This is a genomic window from Mesorhizobium sp. M0590 (genome assembly GCF_040320905.1).
In the GTDB taxonomy this organism is placed as follows: Bacteria; Pseudomonadota; Alphaproteobacteria; order Rhizobiales; family Rhizobiaceae; genus Mesorhizobium.
The window spans coordinates 197,993-216,123 of sequence record NZ_JAMYQN010000002.1 but is presented as its reverse complement, the minus strand read 5'-3'; the positions used below and the strand labels follow the sequence as shown (position 1 = coordinate 216,123).

Genomic DNA, 18,131 nt, shown 5'->3' with positions numbered 1-18,131 from the left:
TTCCTGCAATACCACTACTTCCCCTTCCACACCGGATCGCGCTTCTCGGCAAAGGCGCGAAAGCCCTCGAGATTGTCCTCCGAGCCGTAGAGTGCGTCAACCGTCGACAGTTGCCGGCGCGTCACCCGGTTCATCGCGTCCTGGAACGTCAGCGATTCTGCGACCCGGGCCGTCTCCTTGATCGCGGCGAAGACCAGCGGCGGGCCGCTGGCGAGCAGCCGCGCGATTTCCCAGACGCGGTCCTCCAGTCTTTCCTTGGGCAGCACCTCGTTGACCAGGCCCCAGCGATGCGCCTCGGCGACATCCATCCAGCGGCCGGTGAGCAGAAGGTCCATGGCGACATGGTAGGGGATGCGCTTCGGCAGCTTGATCGTCGCCGCATCGGCCAGCGTGCCGGCACGGATTTCGGGCAGGGCGAAGGAGGAGTGATCCGATGCATAGATGAGGTCGCAGGATAGCGCCAGTTCGAAGCCGCCGCCGACCGCCATGCCGTTGACGCAGGCGATCACCGGCTTGTTGAGGTCGCGCAGTTCCTGCAGCCCGCCGAAGCCGCCGACGCCATAGTCGCCGTCGACCGCGTCGCCGCCGGCTGCGGACTTCAGGTCCCAGCCGGCGCAGAAGAACTTGTCACCGGCGGTCTTGACGATGGCGACGCGCAAGTCGGGATCGTCGCGAAACGCCTTGAAAGTCTCGCCCATCAGCCGCGACGTCTTCAGGTCGATGGCATTGGCCTTGGGCCGGTCGAGCGTGACTTCGAGGACAGCGCCTTCGCGGCGGGTCGAAATGATTTCAGACATTCTTCTTGTCTCCAAGCACCAGCAGCGCATCGGCGATCCAGGCGCCCTTGCCTTCGGTGCAGACGATCAGCGGATTGATGTCGAGTTCCTCGATCTCGCCGGCGTTTTGCTGCACGAAAGCGGCAATGCCCGATATCGCATCGATTGCCGCTGCGACATCGGCCTTCGGCCGACCGCGATAGCCGTCGAGCAGCGGGAACAGTTTCAGCCCGCGCAAAGCGGCCTCGATATCGTCGCGGGTCGCCGGCAGCATCAGCGTGACGCTGTCGCGCAACAGCTCGACCAGCACGCCGCCGGTGCCGAGCGTCATCACCGCGCCGAACATCGGGTCGCGGGTGAAGCCGACGAGCAGCTCGGCGACGCCGTCGCGCACCATGCGCTCGACATAAAGGCCCGTGCCGAGCGGGCCGAGATCGTGGGCGGCGGTGCTGACGGATTCGGCATCCCTCAAATTGAGCCGGACCGCGTCGAGCTCGGACTTGTGGATGACGCCAAGGGCCTTCAGCGCCACCGGGAAGCCGAGCGCCATCGAGGAGATGACAGCTTCGACCGCGTTGCCGGCGCGCTCGCCCTTCGGCACGGGGAGCCCGGCCTCGATGAGCCGCGCCTTCGCCTCGGCCTCGTCCGGCGTGACATGGTCGCCGGCCGGCGCGCCGGACGCCGAAGTGTCGATCGGCTGCGCCTGCGGCTCGCGCCAGGCCCAGCCGATGAAGGCCGCCGCCTGGGCGGCGTCCATGGCTTCGGAGATGCCGAACAGCGGCACCATGCCCCGCGCCATCAGGCCGGCAGTGTATTCCTCGGGCAGGTTCTCCGGCAGCGAGGAGACGATCGCGCCTTGCGCGCTGTTGGTCTTCAGCGCCACTTCGAAGGCGCGCAGCGTCGCCCACCAGTCGGTGTCCGAGCAGCGGTCGGGGCGCGGGAAATCGAGCACCAGCATGTTGAGGTCGAAGCCGCCCGACACCATCGCGGTGAAGGTGGCGGTCATCGCCGGCTCGTTGTTCCAGATGAAGGTGTGGTAGTCGAGCGGGTTGGCCACCGCGACCAGCGGCCCGAGCGTCGATTTGACATGCGCGCGGTGCTCGGGGGTGAGTGGCGGAAACGTCACCCAGCGGCCTTCGGCGCTGTCGGCCATCACCGACGCCTCGCCGCCCGAACAGCTCATCGACGACAGCCGGTAGCCGGGCAGGGGGCCGGTGACGTGCAGCAGCTTGAGCGCCTCGATGAAGGCCGGGATCGAATCGATGCGAGCGATGCCGAGCCGCTTCAGGAAGGCGCCGGACGCTGCGTCCGAGCCGGCCAGCGACGCGGTATGGGAAACGGTCGCCTGCCGCGCCTGCTCGGAGCGGCCGACCTTCATGGCGATGACAGGCTTTTTCAGCTCGCGCGCCCGTGCCGCCAGCCTTTCGAAGCCGGCTACCGAATCGAAAGCCTCGATATGCAAGCCGAGCGCGGTGACACGGTCGTCCTCGATCAGGCCGAGCGCCATTTCGGAAAGCCCGGTCTGCGCCTGGTTGCCGGCGGTCATCAGAAAGGCGATCGGCAGGCCGCGCTTCTGCATCGTCATATTGATGGCGATGTTCGACGACTGGGTGATGATGGCAACGCCGCGACCGTCTTCTGGCAGCCTGATGCCGCCATGCTGGTCGGGCCACAAAAGCGCGCCGTCGGCATAGTTGATGAGCCCGTAGCAGTTCGGCCCGATGATTGGCATTTGGCCCGCCGCCGCGACCAGCTCGGCCTGCAGCCGCTCGCCGTCCTCGTCATAGGCCTCGGTTTCGAGGAAGCCGGCGGCGAAGCAGACCGCACCGCCGGCGCCGCGCTCGGCCAGTGCCTTGACCACTTCGATGGTCAAGTGCCGGTTGACGCCGACGAAAGCGGCATCCGGCGCACCGGGCAATTCGGCCACCGAGCGATAGGCCTTGCGGCCGGCGACCTCGGCCTTGCTCGGATGCACCGGCCAGATCTCGCCGGCAAAGCCCATCTTGATCGATTGCGCGACGACGGCGGCAGCCTGCGCGCCACCGAAGACCGCGATCGTTCGTGGGCGCAAAAGACGTTCAAGTTTGTGCATCGTCATCTTTTCGTTGGAGCATGATCTTTTCCAAAAACCGGTTTCCACTTTTTGGGATCATGCTCTAGCCCCCGAACGGGCGCAGCAGCGCCCGGGAGATGATGTGGCGCTGGATTTCCGAAGTGCCTTCCCAGATGCGCTCGACGCGGGCGTCGCGCCAGATGCGCTCGAGCGGCAAATCGTCCATCAGCCCCATGCCGCCATGGATCTGGATCGCCTCGTCGGCGACAAAGGCGAGCATTTCGGTGGCCTTCAGTTTGGCCATGGCCATGTCCTGGTCGGTGACGGTGCCCTGATCGTACTTCCAGCCGGCTTCGAACACCATCAGGTCGGCGGCCTTCAGCTCGGTCGCCATGTCGGCGAGCTTGAACGACACGCCCTGGAATTTGCCGATCGGCTGGCCGAATTGCTGGCGCTGCGCGGCGTATTCGATGGCATGGCCAAGCGCCCGCTCGGCACGGCCAAGGCAGGTGGCGCCGACCTGCAGGCGCGTTGCGCCGAGCCAGGAATTGGCGACCTCGAAGCCCTTGTGGACCTCGCCCAGAACCTGGCTCGCCGGCAACCGGCAATCGTCGAATTCGAGGATGGCGTTGGTGTAGCCGCGATGCGAGACGTTGCGGTAGCCGTCGCGCACGGTGAAACCCTTGGTGCCCTTGTCGACGAAAAAGGCGGTGATCTTCTTGCGTTTTCCACGCGAAGACTCTTCCTCACCCGAGGCCATGAAGACGATGGCGAAATCGGCGAGATCCGCATGGCTGATGAAATGCTTGGTGCCGTTCAGCACCCAGTCGTCGCCGTCTTGCACGGCGGTTGCCTTCATGCCGCGCAGATCGGAGCCGGCGCCCGGCTCGGTCATTGCCAGGCAATCCCATTTCTCGCCGCGAATGCAGGGAAACAGATATTTTTCGCGCTGCTCCGGCGTGCCGGCAAGGAGGATGTTCGAAGGCCGCGCCACGCAGGTCCAATGCAGCGCGTAATTGGCGCGGCCGAGTTCCTTTTCATAGAGCAGCCAGGTCACCGTATCGAGCCCGGCGCCGCCGACGTCGGCCGGCATGTTGGCGGCATAGAGGCCGGCTCCGATCGCCTTGGCCTTGATCTCCTCGATCAGCTCGCGGCGCAGCACGCCGGTGCGTTCAACCTCGCGCTCATGCGGGTAAAGCTCGTTCTCGACGAAGGCCCGCGTCGTCTCGACGATGAGCTTCTGCTCCTCCGAAAGACCAAAATCCATGGTCTCAGCCTTTCTTCCTTTTCTTCGGCTTTTCAGCCTTGGCCTTTTCGGCCGCCTTGGAGGTGGTGGGCTTCTTGGCCGCGAGCTTGGCCAGCTGCCTGGTGTAGTCCTTGTGCAGGGCGCCGGCGCCCCAGCCTTTGCCTTTGTTCTGCTTCGACAGTGCCTCCATGATGGCGACCAGATTGTCGTCGCGGATCTTTTCGAGCTCGCGGATCGACAGACCGTGCGCCTGATCGTCCGACTGGGTCGCGATCAGCTCGACCAGCTCATCGTTGAACTCCGGCACGTCCATCAGCTTGGTCCACGGCCATTTCAGGCACGGGCCGAACTGCGCCATGAAGTGGCGCATGCCAGCCTCGCCGCCGGCGACGCGATAGACCTGGAACATGCCCATCTGCGCCCAGCGCAGGCCGAAGCCGTAGCGCATGATGTCGTCGAGCTCCTCGACCGTGCAGATGCCGTCCTTGACCAGCCACAGCGCCTCGCGCCAGGCCGCTTCGAGCAGCCGGTCGCCGACGAACCCTTCGATCTCCTTGCGGATCACCACCGGCTTCATGCCGATCGAGGCATACATCTCCTTGGCGACTTCGATCGCCTCGGGAAAGGTCTGTTCGCCGCCGACGATTTCGACCAGCGGCAGCAGATAGACGGGGTTGAACGGATGGCCGACGACCAGCCGCTCCGGGTGCTTCTTCATCGCCACCTGCATGTCGGTCGGTTTGATGCCGGAGGTGGAGGAGCCGATAATGGCGTTGGCCGGTGCATAAAGGTCGATCTCGGCCAGCACGCGGTGCTTCAGGTCGAGCCGCTCCGGCACGCTTTCCTGGATGAAGTCGGCGTCGGCCACCGCCTCGGCGATCGTCTTGGCGAAGGTAAGCTTGCCCTCTTTCGGCAGGCCGCCGGGCAGCATCTGCTTGTAGGCGCGGCGTGCGCCCTTCATCACCTCGCCGACCTTGCGTGACGCCTCGGGATCGGGATCGAAGATCGACACTTCGATGCCGTTGAGCAGCAGCCGCGCCACCCAGCCGGCGCCGATGACGCCGCCGCCGATGGCGGCCGCCTTGTTGATGATGCTCATGCGGAAGCTCCGGTTCTTGTCCTGGCTGTTGCCGGGTCGGTGAGGGCGACGCGCTCGCCGGCACGGATCACGGATGCGTCATAGGCCTTGCGCGCGAACACTTCGAGCACGAAGGGCCGGAAGAAATCGATCGGCAATGTCTCGTAATCCGGGTCGAAGCTCGACTGATCCCAGCGTTCGCAAAACTCATCGCAATCGTCGAAGTAGATGTGCCCGGCGAAACGGTCGCGGGCGTGTGGATTGCCGCCGAGGTGGTGGGCGTAATAGAGGCGCTGGAAATCGCCGTGCTTCTCCACCACCCAGGTGCATTGCTCGCGCACAAAAGGCTTCAGGATCGACGCCGCATACTCGTCGTGGTTATAGGGCGCGTAGATGTCGCCGATATCGTGCAGCAAGGCGCAGGCAATCCAGTCGGTGTCGGCGCCGTCGCGCCAGGCCCGTGTTGCCGCTTGCAGTGAATGGCCGAGCCGGGTGATCTTGTAGCCCGAGAGGCCCGCATCAAGCTGGACGAGCGCGTCGAGCAGCCGCTCGCCGGTCTTTGCCGCATAGTCGATCTCGTGCTCGGTGAGGAAGGCATAGTCCTCGCGGTCGCCGTCCTTCATGGCGGTGAATTTCACGGTCTTCATCGGCGGCTCCTCCCAACCGGCTACCGGCTTTTCAAAGCGGTGCGCGCTTCGTCAGGTTCAGCTTCTTGCGGACTTCTTCCGGGCCGATGACCCTGGCGCCCATATTCGACACGATGCTGACCGCCCGCTCGACCAGCTGCGCATTGGTCGCCAGCACGCCCTTGTCGAGCCAGAGATTATCCTCCAGTCCGACGCGGACATTGCCGCCAGCCAGCACCGCGGCCGCGACATAGGCCATCTGGTTGCGGCCAATGGCAAAGGCCGACCAGTTCCAGGTCGACGGTACATTGTTGACCATGGCCATGAAGGTGTTGAGGTCGTCCGGCGCGCCCCACGGCACGCCCATGCACAATTGCACCAGCGCGTCCGGCTTCAGCACTTCTTCCTCGACCAATTGCTTGGCGAACCACAGATGCCCGGTGTCGAAGGCCTCGATCTCCGGCTTGACGCCGAGCGCCGTCATCATGCCGCCCATGGCACGCAGCATGCCGGGCGTATTGGTCATGACATAATCGGCCTCGGCGAAATTCATGGTGCCGCAATCGAGCGTGCAGATTTCCGGCAGGCACTGGCGCACATGTTCCATGCGGTTGCTCGCGCCGCCCATGTCCGTGCCTTTTTCGTTCAGCGGCAGCGGCTTCTCCGGCGGGCCGAATACCATGTCACCGCCCATGCCGGCGGTCAGGTTCAGCACCACGTCGACGTCTGCCGCGCGGATGCGCTCGGTTACTTCGCGATAGAGATGCACGTCGCGCCTAGGCTTGCCGGTTTCGGGATCGCGCACGTGGCAGTGCACGATTGCCGCACCCGCCTTTGCCGCCTCGATGGCCGAATCGGCGATCTCTCTGGGCGAGCGCGGCACATGCGGGCTGCGATCCTGCGAACCGCCGGACCCGGTCACGGCACAGGTAATGAAAACCTCACGGTTCATCGCTAACGGCATCGGACTCTCTCCCAATAGAACGTAGGGCAAGAATGCCTGACTTGCCGGAAACTGTTTTGCGTTTTACGAAGGTCATGTGATCAAAAACGAAAAACCGACGATCTTTCGTGCCGAGCGTTTGCCGCTCAAGGTGACGCTGCTGGTGTTCTCCGGCTCGTCGATCATGTGCGTCGCGTCGGCCGTCGATCCGTTGCGCGCCGCCAACCGCATTGCCGGTGAGACGCTGTTCGATTTCAGGCTGGTCTCGGTGACAGGCGAAGCGCCGGTCACCACATGCGGCCTGCCGGTGGCGGTCAGCGGCCGCTTCGATGCGGCTGACACAACCGATATGCTGGTCGTCGTCGCCGGCTTCGGCACGCAGAACTACGCCACATCGGCCCTGCTGTCCGGACTGCGCCGGGCGGCGCGCGCGGCACGCGCCTGCGGCGGCGTCGAGGCCGGCACCTGGCTGGTTGCCCGCGCGGGTCTGCTGGAGGGGCGCAGCGCCACCACCCACTGGGAGGACATGGAGGATTTCTCGTCGGCCTTTCCCGGCGTCGACGTGCGCCCCGACCGCTACGTCATCGATGGCCCCGTGTTCACCACCGGCGGCGCCTCGCCGACCTTCGACCTGATGCTGCATCTGATTCGCACGCGGCTCGGCATGGCCGTGGCGCTAGATGTCGCGAGCGTCTTCATCTACGATCAGGCGCGCGCCGCGACGGACGCGCAACCGCTGGTCTCGCTCGGCCGTCTCGACGGCTACGATCCCAGGCTGGCGCAAGCCATTCGGCTGATGGAAGCGCATGTCGACCAGCCGCTGACTATCGCCGCCGTGGCAAAGCGCGCCGGGGTGACGGCACGGACGCTGGAAAGCATCTTTCGCAAGTCGATCGGCGAAACGCCCGGCGCTTATTACCTCAGGCTGCGCCTCGGCGCCGCGCGCCGGCTGGTGGTCGACACGCGCATCGCCATGGCGGACATTGCCGGGCGAACGGGGTTTTCGTCCGCCGCGGCATTTTCCAGAGCGTTTTCAAGAGCGTTCGGCGAAGCGCCGGTCAGGCTGCGTCGGGGATAATGCATGTCGCCCAAAAGCTTGGCCACGGGCTTGACCCGAGGGTGCGGAGCGGTTTTGGGATAACGACATGCATAGACAAAGGTAGATCAGGCAGCGTCCTGGCGGTCGCTGCTGCCGTCGATCTGCGAGCGCATCTGTCTCGCAAGATGGGTCTCGAAGCGGCTGGCGACCGCGCGATCCCATTCGTTTGCACTCAGCGCACCTTGTTTCGGGTGCGGCAGCGCCATCAGCCGGTCGATGATCGATCCAGCCTCGCCAGATGAGAGCAGGGCGTCGATTTCGCGTTCGTGCTGCATATCGTTTCGCCTCCTTCTTTCTGAATCCCGCCACGAACCACACTATAGGAGGTTCGTGACGGCTGTTTGAAGGCAAGAGCGAGGCGATTGATGGGCGATGCCGGGCAAAGTTTTGTCCGCCGCCGCCCATCTTGGGCACGATCGTTCCGGCAGGTCAGGCAGTGCTTCAGCCAAGCCGCATCGACAGTTCAACATCCTCGCCGAACGGCGTGGACATGTAGCCACTCCCGGTCGAGCGCACCCGCTCGAGGTATTCGGGGCAAAGATCTGCGTTGTCGGCAACGACGAAGGCGCCCGGCCTGAGGCGGCTTTCAACCAGACTCAAGATCTCGGGATAGAGCGCTTTGGCGCCGTCGAGCAGAAGCAGGTCGACGCTTTCGGGAAGATCGACGCTTAATGTTTGCAGCGCGTCTCCTTCGCGGATTTCCACCATGTCAATGAGACCGCCTGCTGTCAGGTTACTCCTCGCGCGCGCGACCTTGGATGGCTCGAACTCGCTGGTGATCAGGCGGCCGCCGCCATTGTCCCGCAAGGCTGCGGCAAGGTGCAGGGTCGAGATGCCGAACGAGGTTCCAAATTCAACGATCGTCCTTGCGCCGCTGCCTCGTGCCAGCATGTAGAGCAGCATGCCGGTCTCTCGCGAGACGGGAAGCCAGAGGTCCTTTAGCCGCCCATAGAAATCGAGGTATTCGGTCTTGCTTCGAATGAGGCGGCTCCGCTCCTCGGCGGAGAGTTCCGCCACCGCGGGGCTCGTTGCGGCAGCGGCTTCCTCGAACAGGCGGTCCAGCAGGGGCGCGAGCGGCGTTGTCGTCAGTGTGGTCATATCGGTCTCCAGTCGGAATTGAATGCGTTCTTGTGCGGCACTCAAAATACGACTAATCATTCGCATTCACTAATCGCATTGGCGCGGCTCTCAATGAGCGATCACCGAAGTCCGCGGATTTCCTCGCGAAAACAGCCGAGGCAGGCCCGCTCGACGGAGCTCGTCGCTGCGATTTTGCAGGCTGCTGTTCAGGTTTTGGCGAAAGAAGGCGCGCAGCGCTTCACCACGGCGCGGGTGGCCGAGAAGGCCGGCGTCAGTGTCGGATCGCTGTATCAGTATTTTCCGAACAAGGCGGCGATCCTGTTCCGGCTCCAGAGCGACGAATGGCGGCAGACGACCAGTTTGCTGCGCGATATCCTCGAGGATATCAGGAAACCGCCGCTTGACCGGCTGCGCGACCTGGTCCACGCCTTCCTCCGCTCGGAGTGTGACGAGGCTGCTGTGCGTGTGGCGCTCGACGACGCCGCACCGCTTTACCGCGACGCGCCCGAGGCGCAGACGGCAAGGGCGTCCGGAGACCGCACCATCCAGCTCTTCATGCAGGAAGCGTTGCCCAACGCCGCGCAAGCGACTCGCGAATTGGCCGGCGATCTGGTCATGACGACGCTCAGCACGGTGGGGAAGCAGTTCTCGGAGTTGCCCCGAACCCCCGCGGAGATTGAAGCCTACGCCGACGCCATGGCCGACATGTTCTGCGCCTACCTGAGAGGCTTCGATCACGGCTAAGGCAAATGCCAGGCCCGGTCAGCAAGCAGGGCGAAGTTTCGCACGGGGCAAACCTTGTTGGTTTCAGCCCCGCGGAAAGCCGCCTTTATCCGCGGCCGTTCGAACAATGCGGCCGCGAACCGGGTACGCCTCAGACGTACCGGTTGACGATGTTCTCGAGTAGCTCTTGGCGGCCGGATCTGGGCTGCGGCTCGATCTTCTCCTTGACGACGCGCTCAGCGACCTCCTCGAGCGTACGCTTGCCGGCAAGCATCGCCTTGGCCTCGGTCGAATCCCAGCCGGCATAGCGCTCGGCGAGCGGGGCGGACAGCGCCTTGTCCTCGACCATGCGTGCCGCTGCCTTGAGGCCGCGGGCGCAACAATCCATGCCCCCGATATGGCCGATCAGCAGATCCTGCGGATCGAGCGACTGGCGCCTGAGCTTGGCGTCGAAATTGGTGCCGCCGGTCTTAAAGCCGCCGGCCTGCAGCACCTGGTAGTAGGCCAGAGCCATCTCCGGCACATTATTGGGGAACTGGTCGGTGTCCCAGCCCGACTGGTAGTCGTTGCGGTTCATGTCGATCGAACCGAAAATGCCGAGCGCGTTGGCCAGCGCCAGTTCATGCTCGAACGAATGGCCGGCCAGGATGGCGTGGCCCTGCTCGATGTTGAGCTTGACCTCGTTCTCCAGTCCGAAACGCTTGAGGAAGCCATAGACGGTGGCGACGTCGTAATCATACTGGTGCTTGGTTGGCTCCTGCGGCTTCGGCTCGATCAGGATGGTGCCTTCGAAGCCGATCCTGTGCTTGTAATCGACGACCAGATTGAGGAAACGGCCGGCCTGTTCCTGCTCGCGGGCAAGGTCGGTGTTGAGCAGCGTCTCATAGCCCTCGCGGCCGCCCCACAGCACGTAGTTCTCGCCGTTCAGACGCTTGGTGACGTCGATGCAGTGTTTCACCGTCGCCGCCGAATAGGCAAAGACGTCCGGATCGGGATTGGTGGCGGCGCCCGACATGAAGCGGCGGTTGGAGAACAGGTTGGCCGTGCCCCACAGCAGCTTGACGCCGGTCTGCTTCATCTTTCCCGAGAAGTAATCGGCGATCTCGTCGAGCCGCGCCGCACTTTCGGAAAAGTCCCGGCCCTCCGGCCGCACGTCAGCATCGTGGAAGCAGAAATAAGGCGCACCCAGCAGCGAAAACATCTCGAAGGCGACGTCGGCCTTGAGTTTGGCCAGCTCCATGGTGTCGGTACCGCCGGCCTTGGGGAACCATGGCCGGTCGAACGTCTGACCGCCGAACGGATCGCCGCCCGGCCAGGCAAAGGAATGCCAATAAGCGACGGCAAAGCGCAGATGGTCTTCCAGCCGCTTGCCGGCGACGATCTCGTCGGGATTGTAGAACCGGTAGGCCAGCGGATTGGTCGAATCCGGTCCCTCGTATTTGATCTGTTGGATGTCGCCGAAAAAACCGCTGCTCATGTTCTTTTCCTCTCGCATGGTTCGGCCTGATTACCTCAGGCGTAATTGGTTTCGCGCTGACGCTGGTCGAAAAGGCTCATGTCAAAGCCACCCAACGAAGGAGACAGACCATGACCGATCTCAACACCATTGCCGAAAACTACATCGCCGCCTGGAACGAGAGCGACGCCGCGCGCAGAAAAGCCTTGCTCGAGGCGACCTTCACCGAGGACGTCGGCTATCGCGATCCGATCATGCGGGGCGACGGCCATGACGGCATCGCGGCGCTGATCGACGGCGTGCAGCAGCGCTTTGCCGGCTTCAGGTTCTCGCTGAAAGGCAAGCCGGACGGCTTCGCCGATACCATCCGTTTCTCCTGGAACCTCGGGCCGGACGGCACCGAATCCGTCATCGAAGGCACCGATATCGGCGTCATCGAAAATGGCCGGCTGAAAAGCGTCACCGGCTTTCTCGACAAGGTGCCGGCACAGTGAGGAAATCTCGGCAAAGCGGGGGCCAAGCACCCCCCTCTGCCCTGCCGGGCATCTCCCCCTCAAGGGGGGAGATTGGCTGGCCTTTCCGCCTTCGCCAATCACCGATCTTGCAAGACTGGCATAGCCGTCGATGCTGCTGATCTCCACCCTTGAGGGAGAGATGCCAAGTGGTGGCAAAGAGGGCAGGCCAGACGGGGGTAAGCGCCGGCTCACGCGGTTACAGCCCTGATCGCCGGATAAAGCGCCCGGTAGCGCTGATAGGCATCCGCATAGACATCGCTTAGTGCGGCGACCGGTTCCACCGTGGCGTCGGTCGCCGGCGCCGCGCAGACGGCGCGCGGATCGGCACCGGTCGCCGCGATCAGGCCAAGTCGGGCCGCGCCAAAGGCAGCGCCGAAATCGCCGTCGGCTGGAATATCGACTGGCAGGCCAAGCGCTGTGGCGATGGCCTTCAGCCAATAGCGCGAGCGCGAGCCGCCGCCGATCGCCGTCACCCGGGTCAGCGTCGTGCCGGCTTTGGCCAGAGCTTCGAGGCTGTCGCGGAAAGCGAAAGCGACGCCTTCGAGCACGGCCTGGGTCAGCGCCGCGCGGCCGGATTCGTGGGCAAGCCCGGTAAACGCGCCCCGAATGACGGAATCATTGTGAGGCGTCCGCTCGCCTGACAGGTACGGCAGGAAGGAGACACCGGCCGGCGCCTGCAGCGCATCGCCGAGTTCGGCGGTCAACTCGCCGGCGCTTTTTCCAGCGATCCCCGACAGCCAGTTGAGCGAATCGGTTGCCGACAGGATGACGCCCATCTGGTGCCAGGTGCCGGGCAGTGCGTGGCAGAATGTGTGCACGGCGCTTTCCGGGTTGGGCAGATACGACGCGTTGGCGGCGAAAAGCACGCCGGACGTGCCGAGCGAGACGAACGCCTGCCCGGCGCCGACCGTGCCCATGCCGCAGGCCGAAGCCGCATTGTCGCCGGCACCGCCGGCGATCGGGATGCCCGCCTGCATGCCCCATTTCGCGGCCAGTTCGGCGCGCAAGGCACCGGCCTTGGCCGTGCCTTCGACCAGCGACGGCATCTGGCTTTCGTCGAGCGATGTGGCGGCGAGCAGTTCGGCGGACCAGGCTCGTTTGCCGACATCGAGCCACGACGTGCCAGCCGAATCCGACATTTCCGAAATATGCTCGCCGGCGAGCCAGAGCCGCAAAAAGTCCTTCGGCAGCAGGACCTTTGCCACCTTGGCGAAAACAGCCGGTTCGTTGTTCTTGACCCAGGCCAGCTTTGGCGCGGTGAAACCGGGAAAGACGATGTTGCCGGTTAGCTTGCGAAAGCGCGGGTCGGCGTCGAGCGCGGCCGCCTCGGCGTGGCTGCGTGTATCGTTCCATAGGATGCAGGGGCGCAGCACCTGATCGGCGGCATCGAGCAGAGTGGCGCCATGCATATGGCCGGAAAGGCCGATGCCTTTGACCGCCGCGAGTTCCTTCGCATGCATTGACCGCAGCTCGCCGACCGCCGCTTCGCAGGCGCGGATCCAGTCGGCCGGGTTCTGCTCGGACCAGCCGGGATGCGGGCGCGACACGTCGAGCGGTGCATGGCCGGAACCGACGATGCTCTGCCTTGCATCGATCAGCAGCGCCTTGACGCCCGACGTGCCGAGATCGAGGCCGAGATACATGTTTCCTCCCATGTCCGTCATGCCTGGCGGCGACGGTCTTTCTTGCTTCCCTGCCCAGTCCTGTGACACGGGCGGCGAAGATATCCCGGCAATCGTGCCGCCGGAAACGCACCCCGGTCAACACGCGAAGATTTTTTCGACGCTCGAAAAAATCTGGCCGGGGCAGTTTTTAAGGCAAGATGTGGCCTTGGTCAATTCGCCGCGAGAGCGGTTGCACGCCGTGAAAACAGTGCCGACAACGGGCTGTCCGGCCGTGCCAGCGCGCGTTCCGCCGCAAGCGCCCTCGCCAGCGCGCCATCACCGGAACGCAATGCCGCTTCGATCAGCGTCAGGTCGATGACGTCGCGTTGGGCGTGGCTGCCGCCGAAGCGATGGGCGATTGCCCGGATCGGCCGGATCAAGCGGATCGTCCCGGCATAATTGCCCTCGCCGAACGCCTTGATGGCGAGCGTCAGGGGATGGCCGACATCCCTGGTGAAAGCAGCGTTGTCGTCCTTGCCGCGCATCGCCTCGCGCTGCGCCTCGAGCAAGCCGCGGGCCGGCGCTTCGAGGCCGGCGCCGACAAACGCCATCATCGCGTGGGCGTCATTGAAGGCATAATGGCCGGCGCTCGCCTTGGGCAACCAGTTGGCGGCGAGTGCCGTCCAGCGCTCGCCGACATCGACGCCGCCGAGATGCAGCCGCCACAGGATCGCCGAGGCATCGACCATGTTGAGCGCCAGCGTCGAGCGCTCGCCATAGATCGGCCCGTCGTAGAGCGCCAGCACCTCGTCGGTCTCGCCGAGATCATAATGGAACAGCGCCAGATGCCACCAATTATGCACCTGCAGGAAGCTTTCCCGCGTCCACGCTTCGGGATTGGCGCGCATCCACAGAATGCCGTCCTTCTGCCGGCTCTGCATCTCCATGACATGGGCCACCGCATGCTGGGCCCAGCCGTCGCGCGGCTCGATATCGACCGCCGTGCGGCCAAGTTTTTCGGCGCGCGCGTAATCGCCCATTTCCTCCAGGCCAAAGGCCTGCATGCCGAGTATGGCGTGATAGCCCGGCATGTCGCTGTGCCAGGACGGCAGCGCGCGACCGATGCGGTCGCGCAGCATGCGCGCATTGCCGGTGAAGAAGTCGATCTGGTGGCCGGTCTGCAGCGCCAGCGCATCGAGCGGAAACTCGATGGCGATATCCTCCAGCACGCGGGCGGCCTCGTGCCAGCGTCCCTCCGCAAGGTGGCCAAGGGCGGCGACATGCGCCTGCTCGCGTGTCGTCGCGGCAAGCGGCAACGCCGCCTCGTGACATGCCTTGGCCACCGCCGTCGCTTCGCGCTCTGTGGCAAGGCCAAAGAGATAACCCTTGAACACATGCGCCATGACGAAGCCGGGATCTTCGGCGATTGCCCGGTCAATGGAACCGACCGGATCGCCGATGAAGCACTGCAATTCGCGAACAGCCCGGCTGTAGGACGAGAGCCCGGCCTCCGTCGCGCCAGACAGTGTCAGGCCGAATGCATCGCTCACCGCCATGGTCTGTCCTCAGTTGCCCGAGCGCATCGCCACTGTCGCGATCCCGGCGCTGACCAGCAGCGTGCCGCCGGTGCGGTTGAAGATGCGGATCGCCTTTGGATTGCGCACCACGTTGCGCGCCCTTGCCGCGATCAGCGCATAACCGAAGGCATTGGCGAAGGCGAGCGCCAGGAAGGTCGTCTCGAAGATCAGCATCTGTGTCCAGAAATCCGCATGCCGGTCGAGGAACTGCGGCAGGAAGGCGACGAAAAAGGTGATGCTTTTCGGATTGAGCGCGGTAACCAGCCAGGCGTGCGCCGTCATTTTCGCCGATGACACCGCATCGGTGCGCGGTTCGGCCCGGAGCGCGCCGCCGGCGCGAAACAGCTTGATGCCGAGATAGATCAGATAGCCGGCGCCGATCACCTTCAGCACGGTAAACACGGTGGCCGACGCCGCCAGCAGCGCGCCGATGCCCAGCATCGACAATGTCATCGCGGTGAAGTCGCCGAGCGCCACGCCGACTGCCATCGGCAGCGCGATGCGCCAGCCCTGGCCGAGCGCATAGGACACCACCAGCAGGATGGTCGGACCTGGAATGACCAGAAGGACTGCCGAGGCGGCGGCAAAAGCGGCCCAGTTTTCGAAGGACATTTTCTTCTCCTTGAGCTCAAAGAAGAGGATAAATCCTTGGCCTCGCGAAGATGTAAAGAGGCAAAATCGAAAAAGCCTCTCGTTAATGCCAGGCGGCCGGCCTTCACGCTTTTTCAACCATGATTGGTGAAAATGCCTGCTATCCGGCCGGACCGTGTTTCCCGCCGATAGCGTAGGGTTTGGGTAAATGCGTGAGTTGCCGCACGGTCTGTCGCTGCCGCACAATGGCGACGCAATCGAAACCGAAATACAGCTTTCCCGTCGCACGGTGCTGTCCGGCGCCGGTGCGCTGGCGCTGCTCGGCATCGCCGGCTGCAGCCAGACGCTGGATCTGCCGTCGCTCCAGCTCGACGACGTCACCACCGGCTCGATCCGGCCCATCCGTCCGAGTATCAGCGTCGACAAGAACATCACCAGCCCCGACGTGATGTACGCTTCGCTCACCGACGGTGGCTTCAATGTGCCGGAAGTGCCCTATCTCAAGGTCAAGCCGGAGTTCCGCCGCCAGATCGTCGTCGATCCGACCGGCGAGCAACCCGGCACCATCGTCGTTCACTCGCAGGAACGGCTGCTCTATCTGGTGCAGCCCGGCGGCGATGCGATCCGTTACGGCGTCGGCATCGGCAAGGACGGGTTCCGCTGGTCCGGCCGCGCCAACATCCAGTACGGCAAGGAATGGCCGGTCTGGACCCCGCCGCCCGAGATGATCGCCCGCAGGCCGGAACTGGTGAAATGGCAAAGCGGACAGCCGGGCGGCCTCGACAATCCGCTCGGCGCGCGTGCCCTCTACATCTATCAGAACGGCAGCGACACCGGCTATCGCATCCACGGCTCGCCCGAATGGTGGAGCATCGGCCAGGCGATGTCGTCGGGCTGCGTGCGCCTGATCAACCAGGACATCATCGACCTCTACAGCCGCGTCTCCAAGAAGAATCCGGTCGTCGTCGTCTGACCGGCGGCCAAGGCTCGAGCGATTACTCTGCCGGCTAGCGCTGCACACCCATGTACTACATTTTGTGCGAATTCATGCGACGCTTCGCCTTGCCCAGCCATGTCCACTCGTGTGACTGACAAGTTTTGGGAGATCGCGACATCGTTGCACTGATCGAGGCGAGCGAAGCGGAGAAGCCGACCATGCGTGGTCCCTGCAAGAAGCAAGAAAGCAATTGATGCCGATTGTCAGGATAGCCGAACTGGAAATCGATCCTAAGCAGATCGGCAGCTACAGGGCCCTGCTTGCCGAAGAGATTGAGGCTTCTGTACGCGTCGAGCCGGGCGTGCTTTTCCTTCATGCGGTGGCAGTAAAAGGCACGCCTGAAAAGGTGCGCGTGATCGAATGCTACGCCGATCAGGCGGCCTATGAGGCCCACCTGACCACGTCGCACTTTCTCAAATACAAGGCGCAGACGGCGAGTATGGTCAGGTCACTTCGGCTCATCGAAACGGATCCTATCGCGCTGCAGGCGAAGAGTGGCCCGATTTCAAACTGACCCACTGCCTCTGCCGTTGCGCGATGCCGCAAGACAGGCGAATGTGCCTGCGATTTTCACCGCCCGGGAGACGTGAACAATGGCCGGAACTTTTGTCATCGCGCAAGGCGGCGGCCCGACCGCCGTCATCAACCAGACCGTGGTGGGCGCCACGCTCGAAATCCGCAAGCGGCATCCCGGCGCCAAGGTGCTTGGTTCCATCCACGGCGTGCGCGGAATTCGTGACGGCAATTACGTCGATCTTTCCGCCATCCCCGAGGACCGCCTGCGGCTGATCGCGGCGACACCGAGCGCCGCGCTTGGTTCGACGCGCGACAAGCCGGATGCCGCCTATTGCGACCTCATCCTCAACGGCTTGAAGAACGCCGGCGCCGATGCCTTCATCTATATCGGCGGCAACGACACCTCGGGCACGCAGCAGATCCTCACCGACGCCGCCGGCGGCAAGATCGCCTTCGTCCACGCGCCGAAAACCATCGACAACGATCTCGAGGAGAACGATCACACGCCCGGCTTCATGTCGGCGGCCGAGTTCGTCGCTGGAGCATTCCTTTCGGTCGATCTCGATTTCCGCGCTCTGCCGGGCATCTATGTCGGCATCGTCATGGGGCGGCATGCCGGTTTCCTGACGGCCGCGTCCGCGGCCTGGCAGCTCGATCAGGACAGCGGCCCGCATCTCGTCTACGTGCCGGAGCGGCCGTTCTCCGCGGCGGGCTTCATCGACGACGTTCGTGCAACGCTCGACCGCCACAAGCGCTGCATCGTTGCCGTCTCCGAAGGCGTCAGCACCGCCGACGGCAAAGCGCTGGTCGAAAGCCTGGTGCCGCCGGAAAGGCTGGAGCGCGACCAGCACGGCAACGTCAAGCTGTCGGGCAGCGACCTGCCGGCAGCCTTGGAGCGCGCGCTCGCCGAAGGATTGCCGGGCAAGCGGGCGCGCGTCGATGCGCTCGGCTATATGCCGCGCGGCTATGTCGGCGCCATCAGCGCGGTGGACGCGCAGGAGGCCTTCGATGCCGGTGCCTTCGCGGTCACGGTGGCCGACGAGGGGGGCGGTTCGGTGGCGCTGCAATATGACGGCAAGAAAACCGTGCTGAAGAAGGTGCCGCTGAAGAACGTCGCCGGCAAGACGCGCCATATGCCGGATGATTTCATGCTGCCGGATGTCAACCGGCTGTCCGATGCGGGGATGGCCTATCTGAAGCGGCTGGTCCCGCAAAAGTACAAGGTCGGCAAGCCGTTCGTCTGATGCCGGC

18 protein-coding genes are annotated in these 18,131 nt (G+C 64.3%); 6 read left to right on the top strand and 12 right to left on the bottom strand.

Annotated features, from left to right (window positions below; translation table 11 throughout):
* Positions 1 to 14: 14 nt before the first annotated feature.
* From NKI52_RS04725 to bcoG, 6 genes are all read right to left on the bottom strand, one after another.
* The gene (locus tag NKI52_RS04725) at positions 15 to 797 is read right to left on the bottom strand and encodes a carnitinyl-CoA dehydratase (protein WP_352697207.1); all 783 of its coding nucleotides are present in this window, start codon (positions 795 to 797) and stop codon (positions 15 to 17) included.
* Entirely contained in the window at positions 790 to 2,868 is a 2,079-nt protein-coding gene (locus NKI52_RS04720) for an acetate--CoA ligase family protein (RefSeq protein WP_352697205.1), read from the bottom strand. The genes NKI52_RS04725 and NKI52_RS04720 overlap by 8 nt, the downstream gene beginning before the upstream one ends.
* A 64-nt stretch (positions 2,869 to 2,932) precedes the next feature.
* Positions 2,933 to 4,096 (bottom strand): acyl-CoA dehydrogenase family protein, encoded by a 1,164-nt coding sequence (locus NKI52_RS04715; RefSeq protein WP_352697203.1) that lies wholly within the window; start codon positions 4,094 to 4,096, stop codon positions 2,933 to 2,935.
* Between the two features lie 4 nt (positions 4,097 to 4,100).
* Positions 4,101 to 5,174, bottom strand: coding sequence for a 3-hydroxyacyl-CoA dehydrogenase NAD-binding domain-containing protein (locus NKI52_RS04710; protein WP_352697201.1), 1,074 nt, complete (start codon positions 5,172 to 5,174; stop codon positions 4,101 to 4,103).
* On the bottom strand, positions 5,171 to 5,800 hold the full coding sequence (locus NKI52_RS04705) for an HD domain-containing protein (RefSeq protein WP_352697199.1): 630 nt from the start codon (positions 5,798 to 5,800) through the stop codon (positions 5,171 to 5,173). The genes NKI52_RS04710 and NKI52_RS04705 overlap by 4 nt, the downstream gene beginning before the upstream one ends.
* A gap of 31 nt (positions 5,801 to 5,831) precedes the next feature.
* On the bottom strand, positions 5,832 to 6,743 hold the full coding sequence (gene bcoG, locus NKI52_RS04700; RefSeq protein WP_352697197.1) for a 3-dehydrocarnitine:acetyl-CoA trimethylamine transferase BcoG: 912 nt from the start codon (positions 6,741 to 6,743) through the stop codon (positions 5,832 to 5,834).
* A 76-nt stretch (positions 6,744 to 6,819) separates the two neighbouring features.
* On the opposite strand from bcoG, the gene NKI52_RS04695 reads away from it, so the two are divergent.
* Complete coding sequence (locus NKI52_RS04695; RefSeq protein WP_352697195.1) at positions 6,820 to 7,800, top strand: GlxA family transcriptional regulator; 981 nt, start codon at positions 6,820 to 6,822, stop codon at positions 7,798 to 7,800.
* An 86-nt stretch (positions 7,801 to 7,886) separates the two neighbouring features.
* Here the strand turns inward: NKI52_RS04695 and NKI52_RS04690 are convergent, their stop codons facing one another.
* Entirely contained in the window at positions 7,887 to 8,096 is a 210-nt protein-coding gene (locus NKI52_RS04690; RefSeq protein WP_023680243.1) for a hypothetical protein, read from the bottom strand.
* Positions 8,097 to 8,262: 166 nt separating this feature from the next.
* Positions 8,263 to 8,919, bottom strand: coding sequence for an O-methyltransferase (locus NKI52_RS04685; protein WP_352576282.1), 657 nt, complete (start codon positions 8,917 to 8,919; stop codon positions 8,263 to 8,265).
* A 93-nt stretch (positions 8,920 to 9,012) separates the two neighbouring features.
* Here NKI52_RS04685 and NKI52_RS04680 point away from each other — a divergent pair, with 93 nt between their 5' ends.
* Positions 9,013 to 9,645, top strand: coding sequence for a TetR/AcrR family transcriptional regulator (locus NKI52_RS04680; protein ID WP_352697192.1), 633 nt, complete (start codon positions 9,013 to 9,015; stop codon positions 9,643 to 9,645).
* Positions 9,646 to 9,775: 130 nt separating this feature from the next.
* On the opposite strand, the gene xylA is transcribed toward NKI52_RS04680, so the two are convergent.
* Complete coding sequence (xylA, locus tag NKI52_RS04675; protein WP_352568437.1) at positions 9,776 to 11,101, bottom strand: xylose isomerase; 1,326 nt, start codon at positions 11,099 to 11,101, stop codon at positions 9,776 to 9,778.
* Between the two features lie 110 nt (positions 11,102 to 11,211).
* On the opposite strand from xylA, the gene NKI52_RS04670 reads away from it, so the two are divergent.
* On the top strand, positions 11,212 to 11,574 hold the full coding sequence (locus NKI52_RS04670) for a nuclear transport factor 2 family protein (protein ID WP_352451610.1): 363 nt from the start codon (positions 11,212 to 11,214) through the stop codon (positions 11,572 to 11,574).
* A gap of 209 nt (positions 11,575 to 11,783) precedes the next feature.
* Here NKI52_RS04670 and xylB read toward each other — a convergent pair whose 3' ends face one another.
* From xylB to NKI52_RS04655, 3 genes are all read right to left on the bottom strand, one after another.
* Positions 11,784 to 13,238 (bottom strand): xylulokinase, encoded by a 1,455-nt coding sequence (gene xylB, locus NKI52_RS04665; protein ID WP_352697431.1) that lies wholly within the window; start codon positions 13,236 to 13,238, stop codon positions 11,784 to 11,786.
* Positions 13,239 to 13,429: 191 nt separating this feature from the next.
* A complete protein-coding gene (locus NKI52_RS04660) occupies positions 13,430 to 14,755 on the bottom strand; it encodes a tetratricopeptide repeat protein (protein WP_352697191.1) in 1,326 nt (441 codons plus the stop codon).
* A 9-nt stretch (positions 14,756 to 14,764) separates the two neighbouring features.
* A complete protein-coding gene (locus tag NKI52_RS04655) occupies positions 14,765 to 15,388 on the bottom strand; it encodes a LysE family translocator (protein ID WP_352697189.1) in 624 nt (207 codons plus the stop codon).
* 187 nt (positions 15,389 to 15,575) lie between these two features.
* Between NKI52_RS04655 and NKI52_RS04650 the strand changes: the two genes are divergently transcribed.
* The 3 genes from NKI52_RS04650 (at position 15,576) to NKI52_RS04640 (ending at position 18,124) form a co-directional block, all read left to right on the top strand.
* Positions 15,576 to 16,340, top strand: coding sequence for a L,D-transpeptidase (locus NKI52_RS04650; protein ID WP_352619396.1), 765 nt, complete (start codon positions 15,576 to 15,578; stop codon positions 16,338 to 16,340).
* A 217-nt stretch (positions 16,341 to 16,557) separates the two neighbouring features.
* Entirely contained in the window at positions 16,558 to 16,878 is a 321-nt protein-coding gene (locus NKI52_RS04645; RefSeq protein WP_023680233.1) for a putative quinol monooxygenase, read from the top strand.
* Between the two features lie 79 nt (positions 16,879 to 16,957).
* A complete protein-coding gene (locus tag NKI52_RS04640; RefSeq protein ID WP_023680232.1) occupies positions 16,958 to 18,124 on the top strand; it encodes a diphosphate--fructose-6-phosphate 1-phosphotransferase in 1,167 nt (388 codons plus the stop codon).
* Positions 18,125 to 18,131: the final 7 nt, after the last annotated feature.